The organism is Aerophototrophica crusticola (assembly GCF_012913305.1).
Taxonomy (GTDB): domain Bacteria; phylum Pseudomonadota; class Alphaproteobacteria; order Azospirillales; family Azospirillaceae; genus Niveispirillum; species Niveispirillum crusticola.
Genome location: NZ_CP051775.1, coordinates 1616648 through 1633918, shown reverse-complemented (window position 1 = coordinate 1633918; position 17271 = coordinate 1616648). Strand labels below are relative to the sequence as shown.

At 69.2% G+C, this 17271-nt stretch carries 16 protein-coding genes, 1 pseudogene and 1 riboswitch; of the genes and pseudogenes, 14 read left to right on the top strand and 3 right to left on the bottom strand.

Annotated features, from left to right (window positions below):
* Positions 1 to 29: 29 nt before the first annotated feature.
* The 11 genes from guaB to thiC all read left to right on the top strand — a co-directional run bounded on the left by guaB (position 30) and on the right by thiC (position 9664).
* On the top strand, positions 30 to 1502 hold the full coding sequence (gene guaB, locus HHL28_RS08075) for an IMP dehydrogenase (RefSeq protein WP_075768901.1): 1473 nt from the start codon (positions 30 to 32) through the stop codon (positions 1500 to 1502).
* A gap of 54 nt (positions 1503 to 1556) precedes the next feature.
* Positions 1557 to 1838 carry a type II toxin-antitoxin system RelE/ParE family toxin gene (locus HHL28_RS08070; RefSeq protein WP_075768902.1) on the top strand — a complete coding sequence of 94 codons (282 nt, stop codon included), beginning with the start codon at positions 1557 to 1559 and terminating at the stop codon, positions 1836 to 1838.
* A gap of 49 nt (positions 1839 to 1887) precedes the next feature.
* Positions 1888 to 2130, top strand: a complete 243-nt coding sequence (locus HHL28_RS08065; protein ID WP_404326789.1) for a HigA family addiction module antitoxin — start codon at positions 1888 to 1890, stop codon at positions 2128 to 2130.
* A 188-nt stretch (positions 2131 to 2318) separates the two neighbouring features.
* Positions 2319 to 3371, top strand: a complete 1053-nt coding sequence (locus HHL28_RS08060) for an FAD-dependent oxidoreductase (protein WP_169654963.1) — start codon at positions 2319 to 2321, stop codon at positions 3369 to 3371.
* A gap of 67 nt (positions 3372 to 3438) precedes the next feature.
* Positions 3439 to 4197, top strand: a complete 759-nt coding sequence (locus tag HHL28_RS08055; protein ID WP_075768904.1) for a TrmH family RNA methyltransferase — start codon at positions 3439 to 3441, stop codon at positions 4195 to 4197.
* 62 nt (positions 4198 to 4259) lie between these two features.
* Positions 4260 to 4577, top strand: a complete 318-nt coding sequence (locus HHL28_RS08050; RefSeq protein ID WP_075768905.1) for an AbrB/MazE/SpoVT family DNA-binding domain-containing protein — start codon at positions 4260 to 4262, stop codon at positions 4575 to 4577.
* Positions 4577 to 4996, top strand: a complete 420-nt coding sequence (locus HHL28_RS08045) for a type II toxin-antitoxin system VapC family toxin (protein WP_075768906.1) — start codon at positions 4577 to 4579, stop codon at positions 4994 to 4996. The genes HHL28_RS08050 and HHL28_RS08045 overlap by 1 nt, the downstream gene beginning before the upstream one ends.
* 55 nt (positions 4997 to 5051) lie before the next feature.
* Entirely contained in the window at positions 5052 to 6410 is a 1359-nt protein-coding gene (locus tag HHL28_RS08040) for an RsmB/NOP family class I SAM-dependent RNA methyltransferase (protein WP_075768907.1), read from the top strand.
* A complete protein-coding gene (locus HHL28_RS08035) occupies positions 6407 to 6940 on the top strand; it encodes a GNAT family N-acetyltransferase (RefSeq protein WP_075768908.1) in 534 nt (177 codons plus the stop codon). Before HHL28_RS08040 ends, HHL28_RS08035 begins: the two co-directional genes overlap by 4 nt.
* A 69-nt stretch (positions 6941 to 7009) precedes the next feature.
* Positions 7010 to 7564, top strand: coding sequence for a GNAT family N-acetyltransferase (locus HHL28_RS08030; RefSeq protein WP_075768909.1), 555 nt, complete (start codon positions 7010 to 7012; stop codon positions 7562 to 7564).
* Between the two features lie 53 nt (positions 7565 to 7617).
* A riboswitch (TPP riboswitch) is annotated at positions 7618 to 7744 on the top strand.
* Between the two features lie 78 nt (positions 7745 to 7822).
* Positions 7823 to 9664 (top strand): phosphomethylpyrimidine synthase ThiC, encoded by a 1842-nt coding sequence (gene thiC / locus HHL28_RS08025; RefSeq protein ID WP_075768910.1) that lies wholly within the window; start codon positions 7823 to 7825, stop codon positions 9662 to 9664.
* A gap of 307 nt (positions 9665 to 9971) precedes the next feature.
* Here the strand turns inward: thiC and HHL28_RS08020 are convergent, their stop codons facing one another.
* The gene (locus HHL28_RS08020) at positions 9972 to 10994 is read right to left on the bottom strand and encodes a quinone oxidoreductase family protein (RefSeq protein WP_075768911.1); all 1023 of its coding nucleotides are present in this window, start codon (positions 10992 to 10994) and stop codon (positions 9972 to 9974) included.
* A 160-nt stretch (positions 10995 to 11154) separates the two neighbouring features.
* On the opposite strand from HHL28_RS08020, the gene gcvA reads away from it, so the two are divergent.
* Entirely contained in the window at positions 11155 to 12078 is a 924-nt protein-coding gene (gene gcvA / locus HHL28_RS08015; protein ID WP_075768912.1) for a transcriptional regulator GcvA, read from the top strand.
* Here the strand turns inward: gcvA and HHL28_RS08010 are convergent.
* Complete coding sequence (locus HHL28_RS08010; protein WP_169654961.1) at positions 12050 to 12646, bottom strand: PRC-barrel domain-containing protein; 597 nt, start codon at positions 12644 to 12646, stop codon at positions 12050 to 12052. The genes gcvA and HHL28_RS08010 overlap by 29 nt on opposite strands.
* 211 nt (positions 12647 to 12857) lie before the next feature.
* On the opposite strand from HHL28_RS08010, the pseudogene guaA reads away from it, so the two are divergent.
* Positions 12858 to 14448 (top strand): annotated as a pseudogene (guaA, locus tag HHL28_RS08005) (glutamine-hydrolyzing GMP synthase).
* A gap of 69 nt (positions 14449 to 14517) precedes the next feature.
* On the opposite strand, the gene HHL28_RS08000 reads toward guaA, so the two are convergent.
* The gene (locus HHL28_RS08000; RefSeq protein ID WP_404326888.1) at positions 14518 to 16044 is read right to left on the bottom strand and encodes an eCIS core domain-containing protein; all 1527 of its coding nucleotides are present in this window, start codon (positions 16042 to 16044) and stop codon (positions 14518 to 14520) included.
* 491 nt (positions 16045 to 16535) lie between these two features.
* Here HHL28_RS08000 and HHL28_RS07995 point away from each other — a divergent pair, with 491 nt between their 5' ends.
* Positions 16536 to 17270, top strand: a complete 735-nt coding sequence (locus HHL28_RS07995) for a substrate-binding periplasmic protein (RefSeq protein ID WP_169654957.1) — start codon at positions 16536 to 16538, stop codon at positions 17268 to 17270.
* Position 17271 lies beyond the last annotated feature (1 nt).

The following is a 17271-nucleotide window of genomic DNA, read 5'->3' as shown; positions in this document are numbered from 1 at the left end:
CCTGCGCCCCCGCCCGGGAGAGCAGGTTCATGACTGTCCGCGCCGACCGTATCCGCGAAGCCCTGACCTTCGACGACGTCCTGCTGGTCCCGGCGGAATCCTCCGTCATGCCGGCGGAGGTGGATACCCGCACCCGGCTGACCAAATCCATCGAGCTGGGCATCCCGCTGATGTCCGCGGCCATGGACACGGTGACGGAAAGCGCGCTGGCCATCGCCATGGCCCAGGCCGGCGGCCTGGGCGTGATCCACCGCAACATGGACATCGCCCGCCAGGCGGAAGAGGTCCGCAAGGTGAAGCGGTTCGAATCCGGCATGGTGGTGAACCCCTATACCATCAACCCGGAGGCGACCCTGCAGGACGCGCTGGACCTGATGGCGCGGTACCGCATCTCTGGCATCCCCGTGACCGACGCGGGTGGCAAGCTGGTGGGCATCCTGACCAACCGCGACGTGCGCTTCGCCAGCAACCCCAAGCAGCCCGTGTCCGAGCTGATGACCAAGGACCGGCTGGTGACGGTGCAGGAAGGGGTGGACAAGGAGGAGGCCAAGCGCCTGCTGCACCAGCACCGGATCGAGAAGCTGCTGGTGGTGGATGGGGAGTACCGTTGCATCGGCCTGATCACGGTGAAGGACATCGAGAAGGCCCAGCTCCACCCCAAGGCCTGCAAGGACGCCAAGGGCCGGCTGCGCGCCGCGGCCGCCACGGGCACCGGCCCCGACGGGCTGGCCCGGGCGGAGGCGCTGTTCGACGCCGGCGTGGACGTGCTGGTGGTGGACACCGCCCACGGCCACAGCAAGAAGGTGGCGGACCAGGTCTCAGCCGCCCGCAAGCTGTCCAACTATACCCAGATCGTCGCCGGCAATGTGGCCACGGCCGCCGCGGCCAAGGCCCTGATCGACGCGGGCGCGGACGCCATCAAGGTGGGCATCGGCCCGGGTTCCATCTGCACCACCCGCATCGTGGCGGGGGTGGGCGTGCCCCAGCTGACCGCCATCCTGGACGTGGTGGAAGAGTGCAAGAAGCAGGGCGTGCCGGTGATCGCCGACGGCGGCATCAAATATTCCGGCGACCTGGCCAAGGCCATCGCCGCCGGTGCCGATTGCGCCATGATGGGCAGCCTGTTCGCCGGCACGGATGAAAGCCCGGGCGAGGTGATCCTGTACCAGGGCCGCAGCTACAAATCATACCGCGGCATGGGCAGCGTGGGCGCCATGGCCCGCGGCAGCGCCGACCGCTATTTCCAGGCGGAGGTCAGCAACACCCTTAAGCTGGTGCCGGAGGGGGTGGAGGGCCGCGTCCCCTACAAGGGCCCCATCGCCGCGGTGATCCACCAGCTGATCGGGGGCCTGCGCGCGGCCATGGGCTATACCGGCTGCGCCACAATTACGGAGATGCAGAGCAACACGGAGTTCGTGCGCATCACCAACGCCGGGTTGCGGGAAAGCCATGTGCACGACATCACCATCACCAACGAGTCACCGAACTACCGGCCGGGGTGATGGTATAACGCATAACGTCTTGCGTCATGCCGACGCCGGGAGTTATGGTCCTGCATGATCGTGAGTTTCCGGAGCCTTGAGGCGGCGCGTATCTGGCGTGGTGAGGTCAGCCGAAGGCTGCCTCCCGATATCCAGACCGTGGCCCTTCGGAAGCTCCGACTGTTGAACAACGCCCGCGTCTTGCAGGACTTGGCGGTTCCTCCGGCAAACCGGCTGGAGGCGTTGAAGGGAGACCGCAAGGGGCAACACAGCATCCGGATCAATGACCAGTGGCGCATCTGCTTCCGCTGGACCGACGGAGGGCCGGCCGATGTCGACATCGTCGATTACCACTGACGGGCTTCTACCCAATCCAACTCCGGGCGAGATCCTCTCGACGGAGTTCATGGAGCCTTTGGGCCTGAGCCAGAATGCGCTGGCCCGCGCCATCAAGGTGCCGCCGCGGCGGATCAACGAGATCGTTCAGGGCAAGCGGGCCGTCACGGCGGACACGGATTTGCGATTGTCGCGGTTCTTCGGCGTGTCCGAGGGGTTCTGGCTGGGGCTCCAGGCCGACCATGACCTGATGGCTCGCCGACGGGAGATCGCGGCGGAACTGGAAGGTATCACGCCGCGGACCGCCGCCTGACGCTTCTCCCTTGATCCGCCACACTCCGCCGCTATCAAGGGCGGAATACCCATGGGCGGTGAGGGGATGATGGCGGGGTTGGTGGGGCGGCGTGGGGTGCTGCTGGGGGCGGGGGCGTCGCTAGGGCTGGGGGCGCTGGGGGATGTGCCACCCGGCCGGCGCCCGTGGCGCGGCCTTCGGGGCCGGTGTTGAGCTTGCCGCCGCTCCAGGCCGGTGTGGACCGCATCACCGCGATCAGCGTCTGCACCCGGCCCTTCCGGGCGCAGGGGCCCCGGATCGAGCTGGAGCGGATCGGGGACAAGGACGTCATCCACCAGTACGGCCATGGCGGCAGCGGCTGGTCATTGTCCTGGGGCTCCGGCGCCATCGCCACGGACATGGCGATGCGGACGGGGGCGCGGGACATCGCGGTCATCGGTTGCGGGGCCATCGGCCTGACCACCGCCGTGCTGCTGCAACGGGCGGGGGCGCGGGTGACCATCTATGCCAAGGAGTTGCCGCCGGACGTGCGTTCCTCTGCCGCCACGGGGGTGTGGTCGCCGGACAGCCGCATCTGCCTGGAGCAGCACGCCACCCCGGCCTTCAAGGTGCAGTGGGAGGCGATGACCCGGCATTCCTTCGGCCGGTTCCAGAACATGCTGGGCCTGCCCGGCAACCCGGTGGAGTGGATCGACAGCTATTACGTGGCCGACCCCGGCGGGCCCGCGCAAGCCGGGCCGGACACGCGGCCCCGGTTCGCCGTGCTGCGGCGGGAGCTGGTGCCGGACCTGTCCATTAAGGCCTTGGAGTACGCGCCCGGCAACCACCCGTTCGGCGACCGGGTGGCGCGTCGCTATAGCTTCATGATGTACAACCTGACCGCCTATGCAGACCGGCTGCTGTCCGATTTCCGCGCCACCGGTGGGCGGACGGAAATAAGGGAGTTCCGGGGGCCGGCGGACTTCGCGGCGCTGAAGGAGAAGACGCTGGTGAACTGCACCGGCTATGGCGCAAGGGCGCTGATGCGGGATGAGAGCGTGGTGCCGGTGCGGGGGCAGTTGGCGCGGATGCCGCCCCAGCCGGGGGTGGGGTACGGGCTGTTCTACAACCAGGTCAGCTTCGTGCCGCGGCGGGACGGGCTGGTGTTCCAGTTCACCGGTCCTGACGACTACTACGGCTATGGCGACGAGGGCACCGCGCCGGACCGGGCAGAGGCGGAGCGGGCGGTGGGGACGATCGCGTCGCTGTTCGCCGCTGTGTGACGGCGCTTGCGGCGGGGGCCGGACTGGGGCAGCGTCCGCCCCGGTTCCCTGACGCCTGGATGATGTGATGCCCCGTCCGCCGCTGCTGATCGACAGCCCCGCCAATCCCCGCTTCAAGAGCTGGGAGTCCCTGCTGGAAGGCAAGGGCATCCGCAAGGCCGGGCAGTTCCTGCTGGCGGGGCTGAAGACCGTGCCGGAGGCGCTGACGCGCTGGCCCGACCGGTTCCAGGCCATCCTGGTGCCGAGGCTGGAGTGGATCGAGGGCTGGCCGCTGCCGGACTCCATCCAGCCGGTGCAGCTGGCGCCCGAGCTGTTCCGGGTGCTGGACGTGTCCGGCACCAACTACCCGCTGCTGCTGGGCACGGTGCCATCCATGCCGGTGGCGGACCTGAAGCAGCCGCCCCGGGGGTTGGAGGTGGTCTGCGCCCTGGGCGACCCGGCCAACCTGGGGGCGCTGCTGCGGAGTGCGGCGGGGTTCGGGGCGGGGGCGGTGGTGCTGTTGGAGGAGTCCGCCAACCCGTTCCATCCCAAGTGCCTGCGGGCGGCGGCCAATGCCGTGTTCAGCCTGGAGATCCGGCGGGGGCCGCGCTGGTCCGGCCTGGCGGGGGCGGCGGGGCCGCTGGTGGCGCTGGACGCCGGGGGCGAGGACCTGTCCCGCTTCGACTGGCCGCACGACGTGCGCGTGGTGTTGGGGGAGGAGGGGCAGGGCGTGCCCCCCGACCTGGCCGCCCACCGCCTGACCATCCCCATGACGGAGGCGGTGGAGAGCCTGAACGCCACCGTGGCTGCCAGCGTGGCGCTGTACGCCTGGTACCTCAGGGCATAGGCCTTCCAAGCGGGGCGGGGCGGGCTTATACTCCCGGTGGCAGCCACGAGGCGGAGGTCGCCATGAATGCCCCCTTGAACAGTGTCGCCAAGTTGCGGATGACCGAGGAGGGGCAGGCGGTGATCCTGCCGGCGGGGATGGTGCTGCCGGGGGATGCGGCCGTCGTGCGGCTGGACGGTGACAGGGTGGTCGTCGACTCCGATCCCGTGAACGTCCAGAAGGCCATCGCCTGGGAACGGATGACGCCGGAGGAGCGAGGCGAGGCGGCTCGCAAGCTTTTTGAGGACATGGCCCGGTTTCGTGACGAGGTTGGGGACTTCATGCCGGACGGGCGCGAACAGCCGCCGATGCCCGATGATGACCGGACATATTTCGACTGATGTACCTGCTCGACACGAATGTCTGCGTCGCCATCCTGAACAGCGACCGCGGTTCGGTGTGGGCCCGGTACGATGCGGCATCCCGTCGTGGGGTGGGCCTGTTCGTGTCCAGCATCACCGTGTTCGAGCTGGAATTCGGCATCGCCAAGAGCGCGGGAAGGCGGCAGGCGGAGAACAGGGCGAGGCTTGGACGCCTAAAAGGGGATCCGGCATTGAGGTTCCTGGCCTTTGATGGTGGGGACGCCGCCCACGCCGGCCGTGTGCGCGAGCACCTCCGTGCCGCCGGCCGGCCCATCGGCCCCTATGACCTGCTGATCGCCGGGCAGGCGCTGGCCCGTGGGTTGGCCGTGGTGACGGCGAACATGGGGGAGTTCGGCCGCGTGCCTGGGTTGTCGGTGGAAGATTGGTCTGCCGCCTGAGCGCCGGTTCTGCTAAACCCTCGCGCTTCGCCTCTTCCAGACACCGAGTTCCCCCATGACCCCCGCCGCACGCATCGAGACCGCCATCCAACTGCTGACGGAGATCATGGACACGCCCCGGCCGGCGGACGCCATCGCCAGCCTGTTCTTCAAGAACCGCCGCTATATCGGCGCCAAGGACCGGGCGGCGGTGGCGGGGCAGGCCTATGGCGTGCTGCGGCGCTGGGCGCGGTTGTCCTGGTGGATCGAGAAGGTGGGGGCCCCGGTCACGCCGCGCACGCTGGTCATCGCCGACCTGATGCTGTCCCAGGGCAAGACGCCGGAAAGCATCGAGAACAACTTCGCCGGTGGCCGCTTCTCCCCCCCGCCCATGTCGGATGCGGAGTGGAAGTTGGCCAAGGCGCTGGAGACGCGCACCCTGGCCCACCCGAAGCAGCCGGACCCGGTGAAGGTGGAGGTGCCGGACTGGGCGGCGGAGCCCTTGCAGCGGGCCTTCGGCGACCGCTTCCTGGCGGAGATGGGCGCCATGCTGGGGGAGGCGCCCCTGGACCTGCGCGTGAACCCGGTGAAGGGCACGCGGGAGGAGGCCATCGCCCAACTGGCCGCGGCGGGCATCGAGGCGAAACCGACCGCCCTGTCGCCGGTGGGGCTGCGGCTGGAGGGGCGGGCGCCGATCATGGCGTTGCAGGCCTACAAGGACGGGCTGATCGAGATCCAGGACGAGGGCTCGCAACTGGTCGCCTTCCTGACGGACGCGCAGCCGGGCATGCAGGTGGTGGATTTCTGCGCCGGGGCCGGCGGCAAGACCCTGGCCATCGCCGCCATGATGGAGAACCGCGGCCGGGTGGTGGCGGCCGACGTGCTGGCCGGCCGCCTGACCCGGGCGAAGGAGCGGTTCCGCCGCGCGGGCCTGCACAACATCGAGACGCGCCCCCTGGCGAACGAGCGGGACCCCTGGGTGAAGCGGCACAAGCTGCGCTTCGACCGGGTGGTGGTGGATGCGCCCTGCACCGGCACGGGCACCTGGCGCCGCAACCCGGACAGCCGCTGGCGGCCCTTAGGCCCGGGGCTGTCGGAGCTGGAGGGGCTGCAGGCCAGCATCCTGGAGAGTGCCGCCCGGTTGGTGCGGCCGGGCGGTCGGCTGGTCTATGCCACCTGCTCCCTGCTGCCGGAGGAGAATGAGCGGCAGGTGGAAGGGTTCCTGGCCAGGCACCCGGACTTCACCCTGCTGCCGGTGCCGGAGGCCTGGCCCGCCAACTGGGGCGCGCCGCCGGTCAAGGACGTGATGCTGCGGCTGACCCCGCTGCGCCACGACACGGACGGGTTCTTCGCCGCCGTGATGGTGCGCAAGGATGACGGGTCCGCGCCCGTGGCCGAGGGCGAGGGGGAGGCGGAGGAGGCCGGGGAAGCATGACCCCGCGCCTGCGCCCCGCGGTCGCCGACGACATCGACGCCCTGGCCGCCCTGAACATGGCGGTTTGGAAGGCGGCCTATCCCGGGATCGTGCCGCAGGGTTTCCTGGACCGGCTGGACATCGGGCGGTTCCTGGCCGACTGGGCCTTCATGTTGGCCGAGCCGGGCGTGCTGGCCCTGGTGGCGGTGGATGAGGGCGGCGCCGTGCGCGGCTTCATCGCCTGCGGGCCGCCCAAGCCCGAGGTGCCGGGATATGCGTGGGAAGTCTACCGCATCTATGTGGACCCGGCCGCCCAGCGGTTGGGGCTGGGCCGTGCCCTGATGGGGGCCGCTGGGCGCGCCATGCGGGACCGGGGCGGGCAGGGCGCGATCCTTTGGGTCTTCGAGGCGAACCAAGCGGCCCGGCGCTTCTATGGGAGGCTGGGCGGGCGGGAGGTCAGGAAGCAGACCTTCCACATCTTCGACGGGATGGAGATGGTTGAGGTGGCGTATGGCTGGCCCGATTTGCGGGTGCTTGCCGCGCTCGACTGACTCGCCACGCTTTCGCGGATGCGGCAGGATGGGTCCTTAGTCGCTACGGAACCCGGGGGAGGCCCGCCCATGGCCGCCAGCCACATCCGTCCCGCCCTGCCCGTGGACGCGGCCGCCATCGCCCGCGTGCATGTGGAGACGTGGCGCACCACCTATCCCGGCATCCTGCCCGACCGCTACTTGGTGAACCTGTCACCCGCCGCCTATGCCCGCCGCTGGTCCGTGCTGCTGGGGCAGGAGCGGCGGGGGCGGCGGACCTTTGTCGGGGTGGACGGGCGGGGCGACGTGGTGGCCTTCGCCTCCTGCGGGCCGCAGCGCACGGCCTTGTCCGGCTATGGCGGGGAGTTCTATGCGATCTATGTGGCGGGGGAGGCGCAGGGCCAGGGCTGGGGTCGCCGCCTGCTGGGCGCCATGGCGCAGGACCTGCTGGACGTGGGCGTGCCGGCGGCCGTGGTCTGGGTGCTGCGGGACAACCCCTCCCGCTGGTTCTATGAGCGGCTGGGCGGGCAGAGGCTGGCGGAGCAGCCCATCAGCTTCGCCGGCGCGCGCCTGACGGAGACCGCCTATGGCTGGACCGACCTGATCCCGCTGTCCCGCCTGGCGGCCGATCCGCCGGTGGGGTGAGGGGGAAATCACCGTTCCCGGTTGACTCCACCGTTCATCCCCCACACCATCCGCCCAGCACCAAGGGGAGCCCCGGCAAGGGGCTGAGATACCGCTACGCTGCCGGCCAAGGCAGCACCGCGGGAACCCTATGAACCTGATCCGGGTCGTACCGGCGTAGGGATGGGATGACGGGGCAATGGGTCCGACAGGGCTGCCGCCCCTTCCGCCGCTCCAGCGCACCTTCCCGGATCTCCTGACCGTTTCTGGGAGGTCCCGATGCCTGATGCCCTGCTGAACCCCGATTTCCAGGTGACCACGGGCCCGCTGCCCGCGTCGCGCAAGGTCCATGTGCCGGGGACCCTGTTCCCCGACCTGCGCGTGGCCATGCGGGAGATCGACCTGACGGGCGACGAGCCGTCGGTGCGGGTCTATGACACCTCCGGTCCCTACAGCGACCCCGGCATCCGCACGGACATCCGGCTGGGCCTGCCCGCCTTGCGCCAGGCCTGGATCGAGGGGCGCGGCGACGTGGAGTACTACCAGGGCCGGGAGATCCGGCCGGAGGACAACGGGCTGAAGGCCGGGCAGGAAAGCCCCGTGCCCCTGTTCGACCGGGCCACGCGCCGGCCGCTGCGGGCCAAGCCGGGCCGCAATGTCAGCCAGATGCATTACGCCAAAGCCGGGATCATCACGCCGGAGATGGAATACATCGCCATCCGTGAGAATTTGGGCCGCGAGCGGCTGCGGGAGGCGGCGCGGCGGTCGGGCGAATCCTTCGGTGCCGCCATCCCGGACTATGTGACGCCGGAGTTCGTGCGCGACGAGGTGGCCCGCGGCCGGGCCATCATCCCCAGCAACATCAACCACCCGGAGACCGAGCCGATGATCATCGGCCGGAACTTCCTGGTGAAGATCAACGCCAACATCGGCAACTCCGCCGTCACCTCCAGCGTGGGGGAGGAGGTGGACAAGCTGGTCTGGGCCATCCGCTGGGGTGCGGACACGGTCATGGACCTGTCGACGGGGCGCAACATCCACACCATCCGCGAATGGATCCTGCGCAACGCGCCTGTGCCCATCGGTACCGTGCCCATCTATCAGGCGCTGGAGAAGGTGGGCGGCAAGGCGGAGGAGCTGACCTGGGAGCTGTTCCGCGACACGCTGGTGGAGCAGGCGGAGCAGGGGGTGGACTATTTCACCATCCATGCCGGCGTGCGGCTGGCCTACATCCCCCTGACGGCCAAGCGGGTCACCGGCATCGTCAGCCGCGGCGGCAGCATCATGGCCAAGTGGTGCCTGGCCCACCACAAGGAGAACTTCCTCTACACCCACTTCGAGGAGATCTGCGAGATCATGAAGGCCTATGACGTGGCCTTCTCCCTGGGCGACGGCCTGCGCCCCGGGTCCATCGCGGACGCCAACGACGCCGCCCAGTTCGGGGAGCTGGAGACCCTGGGCGAGCTGACCAAGATCGCCTGGAAGCACGACGTGCAGACCATGATCGAGGGGCCGGGCCACGTGCCCATGCACCTGATCAAGGAGAACATGGACAAGCAGCTGCGCGAGTGCGGGGAGGCGCCGTTCTATACCCTGGGGCCGCTGACCACGGACATCGCGCCTGGCTATGACCACATCACCAGCGGCATCGGCGCCGCCATGATCGGCTGGTTCGGCACCGCCATGCTCTGCTACGTCACGCCGAAGGAGCACCTTGGCCTGCCGGACCGGGACGACGTGAAGGTGGGTGTCGTCACCTACAAGATCGCCGCGCATGCCGCCGACCTGGCCAAGGGCCACCCGGCGGCGCAGGAGCGGGACAACGCCCTGTCCAAGGCGCGGTTCGAGTTCCGCTGGCGCGACCAGTTCAACCTGTCCCTGGACCCGGAGACGGCGGAGCAATACCACGACCAGACCCTGCCGGCGGAGGGCGCCAAGCTGGCCCATTTCTGCAGCATGTGCGGGCCGAAGTTCTGCTCCATGAAGATCACCCAGGAGGTCCGCGACTATGCCGCCGCGCAAGAGGCGGAGAAGGGCATGGCGGAGATGTCCGAGGCGTTCCGGCACACCGGCGGGCAGATCTATCTGTCCGACAAGCCGGTGCCGGAGGATCATCACTGAGGGGAAGTGGCTGGCGGCGGGTGGTGAGCCCCGCCGCTTGTGCACGACCCTGGAATCGCGGTTTGTCTCGCCGCTGTTCACGAGAACTGGGTCTTCGGTAAGGGAGTAGGGTGCCATGTCGTTCCCTCTCCTAGGGGGAGAGGGACAGGGAGAGGGGAGGCCAGACCAGGACAGCAGGACCCTTGCCGCAGCGCTTCCTTAGCCGGAGAGGGCCTAACCCCTCTCCCTGTCCCTCCCCCTCTGGGGGAGGGGACGCTGGGGCGCTGTTCTTACCTATTCTCTACCGTGTCCAATCCGGGCAGCCTGTTTACCCCCACGGCAGCAGCACGATCGTCCCCAACGCCTCCCCGGCAGCCAGTCGGGCATGGGCTGCCGCGGCTTCGGAAAGCGGGTAGGTGCGGTCCAGGGTGGGGCGGAGGTGGCCGGCCGTTACCTGGGCCAGGCCCCATTCCAGGTCGGCGCGGTCGCCCATCAGGGTGCCGCGGATCTGTTTCTGGCCGAAAAAGAAGGGACGGAGGGGGAAGCAGGCTTCCGTGCCCATGACGAAGCCCATGGAGACCAGCCGGCCCAGGGGCGCCAGGACGTCCAGGCTGTTGGTCAGGACTTCCCCGCCCAGGTTGTCGATCACCACGTCCACCCCGCGCCCGCCGGTCCAATCCAGGATGGCGGCGCCGAAGCCGTCCAGCGGCACCACCAGGTCGGCGCCCAGGTCGCGGACGAAGCCGGCCTTGTCCGGCGTGCGCACGGTGGCGGCCACGCGGGCGCCCAGGGCTTTGGCGACCTGGACGTTCATGCTGCCGGTGCCGGAGGCGCCGGCATGGACCAGGACCGCGTCGCCGGGCTTGACCTCTCCCACCACCTTCACGGCGCGGACGCCGGTTGCCACCACCATGGGCAGGGTCGCCACCTGTTCCGGCGGCAGGCCGGTGTCGTCGCGCAGCAGCCAGCGGGCCGGGATGGTCATGTATTGGGCGTAGGTGCCCGTCGGCCCGGCGCCGCGGATGGCATAGCTGGGGGCGCCGGTCATGGGCTGGAACGCGGCTTCCGCCGGGTCGGTGGGGTAGCCGGGCATCGGGATCACCCTGTCACCGCTTCTGAAGCCGGTGACACCGGGCCCGAGGGCCTCCACCACGCCGGCCGCGTCGGACCCCAGCACATGCGGCAGGGGCAGGGTGGACCGGACGCCGCTGCGTAGATAGTGGTCCAGCCGGTTCATGCCGGCGGCCAGGATTTTCACCAGCACCTCACCCGGGCCCGGTTCCGGGGTGGGCAGGTCGCCATGGGTCAGCACCTCGGGCGCGCCGAACGCGCGCAGGATCGCGGCCTTCATCACTCTCTCCATGTTCCAGGGATCGGGCACAGTGGCGTGCCGGATAGCCTGACTATCCTGGCGCGCTGGCCGGAAGCTTCGGACAGGGGCATCCTGGCCGTTTACAGGCGCGCCCTCGAACGAGAAGATGTGCGCCCACGGAAAAGGAAAGCTATCCCGGATGCCGGACCAACCCCTGGCCTACCTGAACGCCCTGCGCGCCTTCGAGGCGGCGGCACGGCACCTGTCCTACGCCCCTGCCGCGGCGGAGTTGGGGGTGACGCCGGCGGCGGTGGGGCAGCAGGTGCGGGCCCTGGAGGCTTGGCTGGGCGTCAGCCTGTTCCGCCGCAGCCCGGGGCCGCCGGTGCGGCTGGCCTTGACGGAGGAGGCGCAGGCGGCCTTGCCCGACCTGCGGGAGGGGTTCGACCGGCTGGCGCAGGGCCTGCGCCGGCTGCGGGAGGCGAAGGCGGGCGGGATCGTCACGGTCACATCCTCACCCGCCTTCGCGGCCAAGTGGCTGCTGGCCCGCATCGACCGGTTCCGGGCGGCGCACCCGCAGTTGGACGTGCGTCTGGACGCCACCGACCGGCTGGTGGACTTCGCCATGTCCGATGCGGATGTCGGCATCCGATATGGCGGCGGAAGCTGGCCGGGGGTGGAAGCAACGCTGCTGATGCGGGAGGAGGTGTTCCCGGTTTGCAGCCCGCGGCTGCTGGCCGGGCCGCACCCGCTGGAAAGGCCAGGGGACCTGCGCCACCACACCCTGGTCCATGACGCGGCGATCCGCTTCGACGCGGATTTCCCCACATGGCAGAGCTGGCTGGCGGCTGTGGGCGTGCAAGGGGTCGATGCCGGCCGGGGCATCACCATCAACTCATCCATCGCCGTGGTGCAGGCGGTCCTGGAGGGGCAGGGCGTGGCGCTGGCCCGTAGCGTGGTGGTTGCCGATGATCTGCGCGCCGGCCGGCTGGTCCGCCTGTTCCCGGACGTCAGCACCCCATTGCGCTGGGGCTACCATCTGGTGCATCGGCCAGGGGCCGCCACCCCGGGCAAGGTGGCGGCCTTCAAGGGCTGGATCATCGCCGAGGCGAAGGGGGAAGGTTAACGGCCGGAATTGCCTTCCACCGGCTTCGGCCTGTTCTGGCTGCCGGCGGGCGCGGGGGACGCCGGGGCGGTGGGGATGGGTTCCCCACGCCGACCATGCCTTCACCCTCGTCGTTGTAGGCCCACTCCTTCAGGTTGGCGAGGTCCTCTGGCGGCATGTTCAGCACCACGGCGTTGGCCGAGGGCTGGATGATGACGCGTTGGAAGGGGACCTCCACCGTGCGGTCCTTCAGCCGCTCCAGCCCGTCGATCTCCCCCACCTTGACGATCAGGCTGTCCACGGCGCCGGTACGGTTGTCGGTGATGACGTCCACCACCTCCCCCAGCTCCTTGCCGTCGCGGCCCTCCGCGTCGCGGCCGATCAAGGCGTGGGCCGTGGCCTGGCCCATGCGGCCGGCCGTGGCGCCCTTGCCCTTTTGCGCCTCGATGGGGTTCTGGCCCGCCACCGGGTTGTCGGCGGGCGGCGGCGGGGCGGGGCGGTTGCCTGACGGGGCGGGGGTCTGGGCCAGGGCGGCGGCGCTGATCACGATGGCGACGGCCGCGGCGGCCAGGGGAAGACGGCGATTCATGCAGGATGCTCCTTGCGGGTCCATTCGCCGTGGGAACGGCGGGAAGGGTCGGTCGTTCCGCGGGCGGCCGCTTTGTTGCCGCCCCGCCAGGGGCGCGCCCCGGCTGCCGCACCCCCGACCCGCGCCGGGCAGGGGGCGGCTTTTCTTGAAGGGGCTTGGGTCCTGGGCTAGGGTGCGGCGCACTTTCCGACCCGACCAGGAACAGTGCGCCATGGCTGCCACCGCCGCTCCCGCCCCCGCATCCGCCGCGAACCACCCGAACCGGGTGCTGATCCTGGATTTCGGGTCGCAGGTCACCCAGCTCATCGCCCGCCGGGTGCGTGAGGCGGGGATCTACTGCGAGATCCATCCCTTCAGCGCCAATGAGGAACGTATCCGCGCCTTCGGGCCGCGGGCCATCATCCTGTCCGGCGGCCCGGCCAGCGTGACCGAACCGGGCTCCCCCGTGCGGACGGATGCGTGTTCACCCTGGGCGTGCCGGTGTTGGGCATCTGCTACGGCCAGCAGACCATGTGCGAGCAGCTGGGCGGCAAGGTGGAGCCGGGGGAGACGCGGGAGTTCGGCCGCGCCTATGTGGACGTGAAGGAGCCCTGCGCCCTGTTCGAGGGAGTGTGGCAGGTGGGCGCCCGGGAACAGGTCTGGATGTCCCATGGCGACCGGGTGACGAAGCTGCCCGAGGGCTTCCGCATCGTGGCGCAGAGCGAGGGCGCGCCCTATGCCATCATCGCCGACGATGTGCGCCGCTTCTATGCCGTGCAGTTTCACCCGGAGGTGGTCCACACCCCCCATGGCGACGCGCTGATCCGCAACTTCCTGTTCGGCGTGGCCGGGCTGACCGGCGACTGGTCCATGGCCGCCTTCCGGCAGGAGGCCATCGCGCGCATCCGCGCCCAGGTGGGCGAGGAGGGCAAGGTGATCTGCGGCCTGTCCGGCGGGGTGGACAGCTCCGTCGCCGCCGTGCTGATCCATGAGGCCATCGGCGACCGGCTGACCTGCATCTTCGTGGATACCGGCCTGATGCGGTCGGGGGAGGCGGAGCAGGTGGTGACCCTGTTCAGGGACCACTACAACATCCCCCTGGTTCACGTTGATGCCGCTGACCTTTTCCTGGGTGAGCTGGAGGGCGTCAGCGACCCGGAGGTGAAGCGCAAGACCATCGGCCGCCTGTTCATCGAGGTGTTCGACCGGGAGGCGGCGAAAGTGGGCGGGGCCGGGTTCCTGGCCCAGGGCACGCTGTACCCGGACGTGATCGAGAGCGTCTCCTTCACCGGTGGGCCCAGCGTGACCATCAAGTCCCACCACAATGTGGGCGGCCTGCCGGAGCGCATGAAGCTGAAGCTGGTGGAGCCCCTGCGCGAGCTGTTCAAGGACGAGGTGCGGGCGCTGGGCCGGGAGCTGGGCCTGCCCCACAGCTTCGTCGGCCGCCACCCGTTCCCCGGGCCGGGCCTGGCCATCCGCATCCCCGGCGAGATCACGCGGGAGAAGCTGGAGATCCTGCGCAAGGCGGACAGCATCTATCTGGAGGAAATCCGCAACGCCGGCCTGTACGACGCCATCTGGCAGGCCTTCGCCGTGCTGCTGCCGGTGCGGACCGTGGGCGTGATGGGCGACGGGCGGACCTATGACTATGCCTGCGCCCTGCGTGCGGTGACGAGCGTGGACGGGATGACCGCCGACTATTACCCGTTCGACCACGGCTTCCTGGGCCGCGTCGCCACGCGGATCATCAATGAGGTGCGCGGCATCAACCGCGTCACCTATGACATCACCAGCAAGCCCCCGGCACCATCGAGTGGGAGTGAGGGAGGCCGCCTTCCCTGGCAGGATCGGCAGGCGGGTGACCGAACCTGCCGGCCTGCCGGACGGAGCGCTCAGGCCCGTGCCACCAGGGCCGCGAGGTCATTGACCAATTGCCTGGCGGCAGCGATGGAGAAGCTGTTCCCCGTCGACCTGAGCCGGAACTGGCGCAACTCGACCACGACCAAGCCGTTGTCCAGGCCCAGGCTGCCCATGGACTTGTCGGTGTTCATCGCCACCGGGCCGCCCTCATACTGGACGCTTCCTGGTGCCGTCATCCAATCTGACTGGACGACCCGTGGCTGCGGTTCTGGGATCGTCACATCCGTTGGGTTCTGGATGCTGTCAAGCCATCCCCCCACGTTGAAGCTGACGCCAGGCCGTCCAGGCAAGAGGGTGGTGTCGACGGTGAAACCCAGGTGCTGGACGACAGCCGTCGCGGCATCGGGAAAGGCGTTTTTCGCTTCCTGGCCCAGCGCCGCGTACATGCTGTGGAAGGAGGAGCGCGCCATGACCGGGAAGCGCTTCTTCTCATACCCCTGGTTCTCTGTGCTTCCGAAGGTCGCGTACTGGCCAAGGAAATGCAGCAGCCCCTTCAGCTTGGCCAACTCTGCTGGCGCAACGTTGCCGAGGCCGGCGGTCGCTTGGTTGACCGCGGCGGCAACGCCCCTGAAGGTCCGGGCCGTGTTTGCTGAGATGGCGCCGTGGTGCCGCTGGTCAGCCTTGAGGTTTCGGCCAAACTGGATCCGTCTTTCTTTCCTTGCGGCTTTTTGGGCTCGCTCCGCTTCATTGCGTTCCGGGAGGCCCTTCCACCTTCTCCAGGCCTGCTGAAGCTCGTCCTTGTTCTGCGCCACTTGCAGGTCGCCCATCGCCATCTGGTAATGGGTAAGCAGGTCGAAGAAGGAGAAAAGCCTGTCGAAGGGTATGCCAACAGTTCCTTGCGGCGCCCCGGTGATCCTGCGGTTGGCATAAGGAAGGACGGTGTAGGGCTTCGTCGTTGCAATGTTCAGCAAGGTGCCCAGGTCAGCGCCCGCATTCAGGGACGCTGGAAGCGCGCTGACATGGTTCAGCATGTCAGTGGCCACGGCCGGCAACGCGGCGAGATTGACCGGGGGATGGGTGACGAACTCCAGCTTGCTGTTGTCCGAATCGATCTGCCAGCCGTTCGACTGCGCCATGGTCTCGTCCTGTGCCACCCAGCCGGAAAGTGGGGCTTGATTGGGTTGGTAGGACGCCGTTACGCGCGCCTCCACAGAGGTTTCGAACTCGATGCCGGCGCGGCGCTGAGCGGCAGGTGCCGTGCCGACGTGAAGGGGGGCCAGGGCACCGGCCAGGGGTGCGGACCCGCCGGACCCGGAGGCGCGGGCGCCCATGAGGTCCGCTTCCCGCTCAAGGTGGGCGTCGTCATTGATTGCCACCCCAGCGGACAATTGTGTCGTCGGCGATACCCGACCCTGCGCCTGCTGGACGACATGCCATGCCTCATGGGGCAGGTGGTGCTCTTGGCCCGGGCCGAGGTGTATGTCCCGGCCCCGGGCGAACGCATATGCCTGCATGGTCGCTGGCAGCGGGGAGTTGCGGTGGACCCGCACGCCATCCATGGAGATGCCGGACAGCGCCTCGATCCCTTTCCTCAGCGGGGCTGGAAGATCGGAACGTCCGGTCGCATCCGTTGCCGGCTTCAAGCCTAACGCGGCAAGCCGCTGGACGGCTGGACCGGCGTTGAGTTCCCGGGCCATCGTTGCCAACCGCTCATGCTGTGGCCCGACGACACCCTTGCCCGACGCTTGGTCCGGTCGTGTGGCCGAGCGTCCCAAATGCTGGACCGCCTTCTCCATCGCATCCCCCATTCGGGCGCCAGCGGGCTTCCCCCCTCGGCACGACCATCATGCATCCAAAAAGGAGGACGTTCCAGGGTGCAGTGCGCCTCCGCATTGCAATGGTACTAGGCTTGGGGTTTCGGACCGTTTCACCGCCATTCTGTACATCCGGCGAAAAGTGTGAGTACGATCGTGTTAATCATCCTGGGTTGGAATGGATGCCTGGGCGACGACGGAAAGAGTTTCTGGTCCGATTGCTGGGCGCCTGCCTGATGGCGCTGGCCGCCTGCCTTCCCGCCTGGGCCGAGCCGATCATCCTGGCCACGGAAGAGAACCCGCCCGCCAACTTCACCGATACCGCCACAAGCAAGCTGGCCGGTGTGGCGATGGACAAGGTCCGCCTGTTGATGGACCGGGCCGGGCTGCCGTTCGAGGTGCGGCTGCTGCCCTGGCCGGAGGCCTTTGCCCTGGCGCAGGAGCATCCCCGCGCCTGCGTGTTCATGGCCAACCTGACCGAGGAACGGCTGGCGCAGTTCCAATGGGTCGCGCCGTTGATGACGGGGGGCTGGGCCCTGTTCTCCCGCGCCGACTGGGACCGCAAGGTGGAGGGGCTGCACGACCTGCGGGGATTGCGCATCGGCGTGCAGGACCGCAGCGCCCTGGAGGGGTGGCTGCGCGACTTGGTGATGCGGGTGGGCGGGGTCACCCTGGACACCAACCCCGGGGCGGCGAACCTGCGGCGGCTGGAGCGGGGGGAGGTGGACCTGTACGCGGCGGGGGTCTGGTCCGGCACCTTCCAGGCCCGACGGGAAGGGGTTCCGGTGCGGTTGGTCTGGCGGCTGTCCGCTTCGGTGGGCGGGATGGCCTGCCATCGGGACATGGACAAGGACCTCGTCCACCGCATGCAGGCGGCCCTGGACAGCCTGCTCGCCGACGGGTCGTCGGCCCGCATCGACGCCCTGTACGGGGCGCCCACGGGCTGGTCCCGGGGCCTGGGCGGGAACTGAG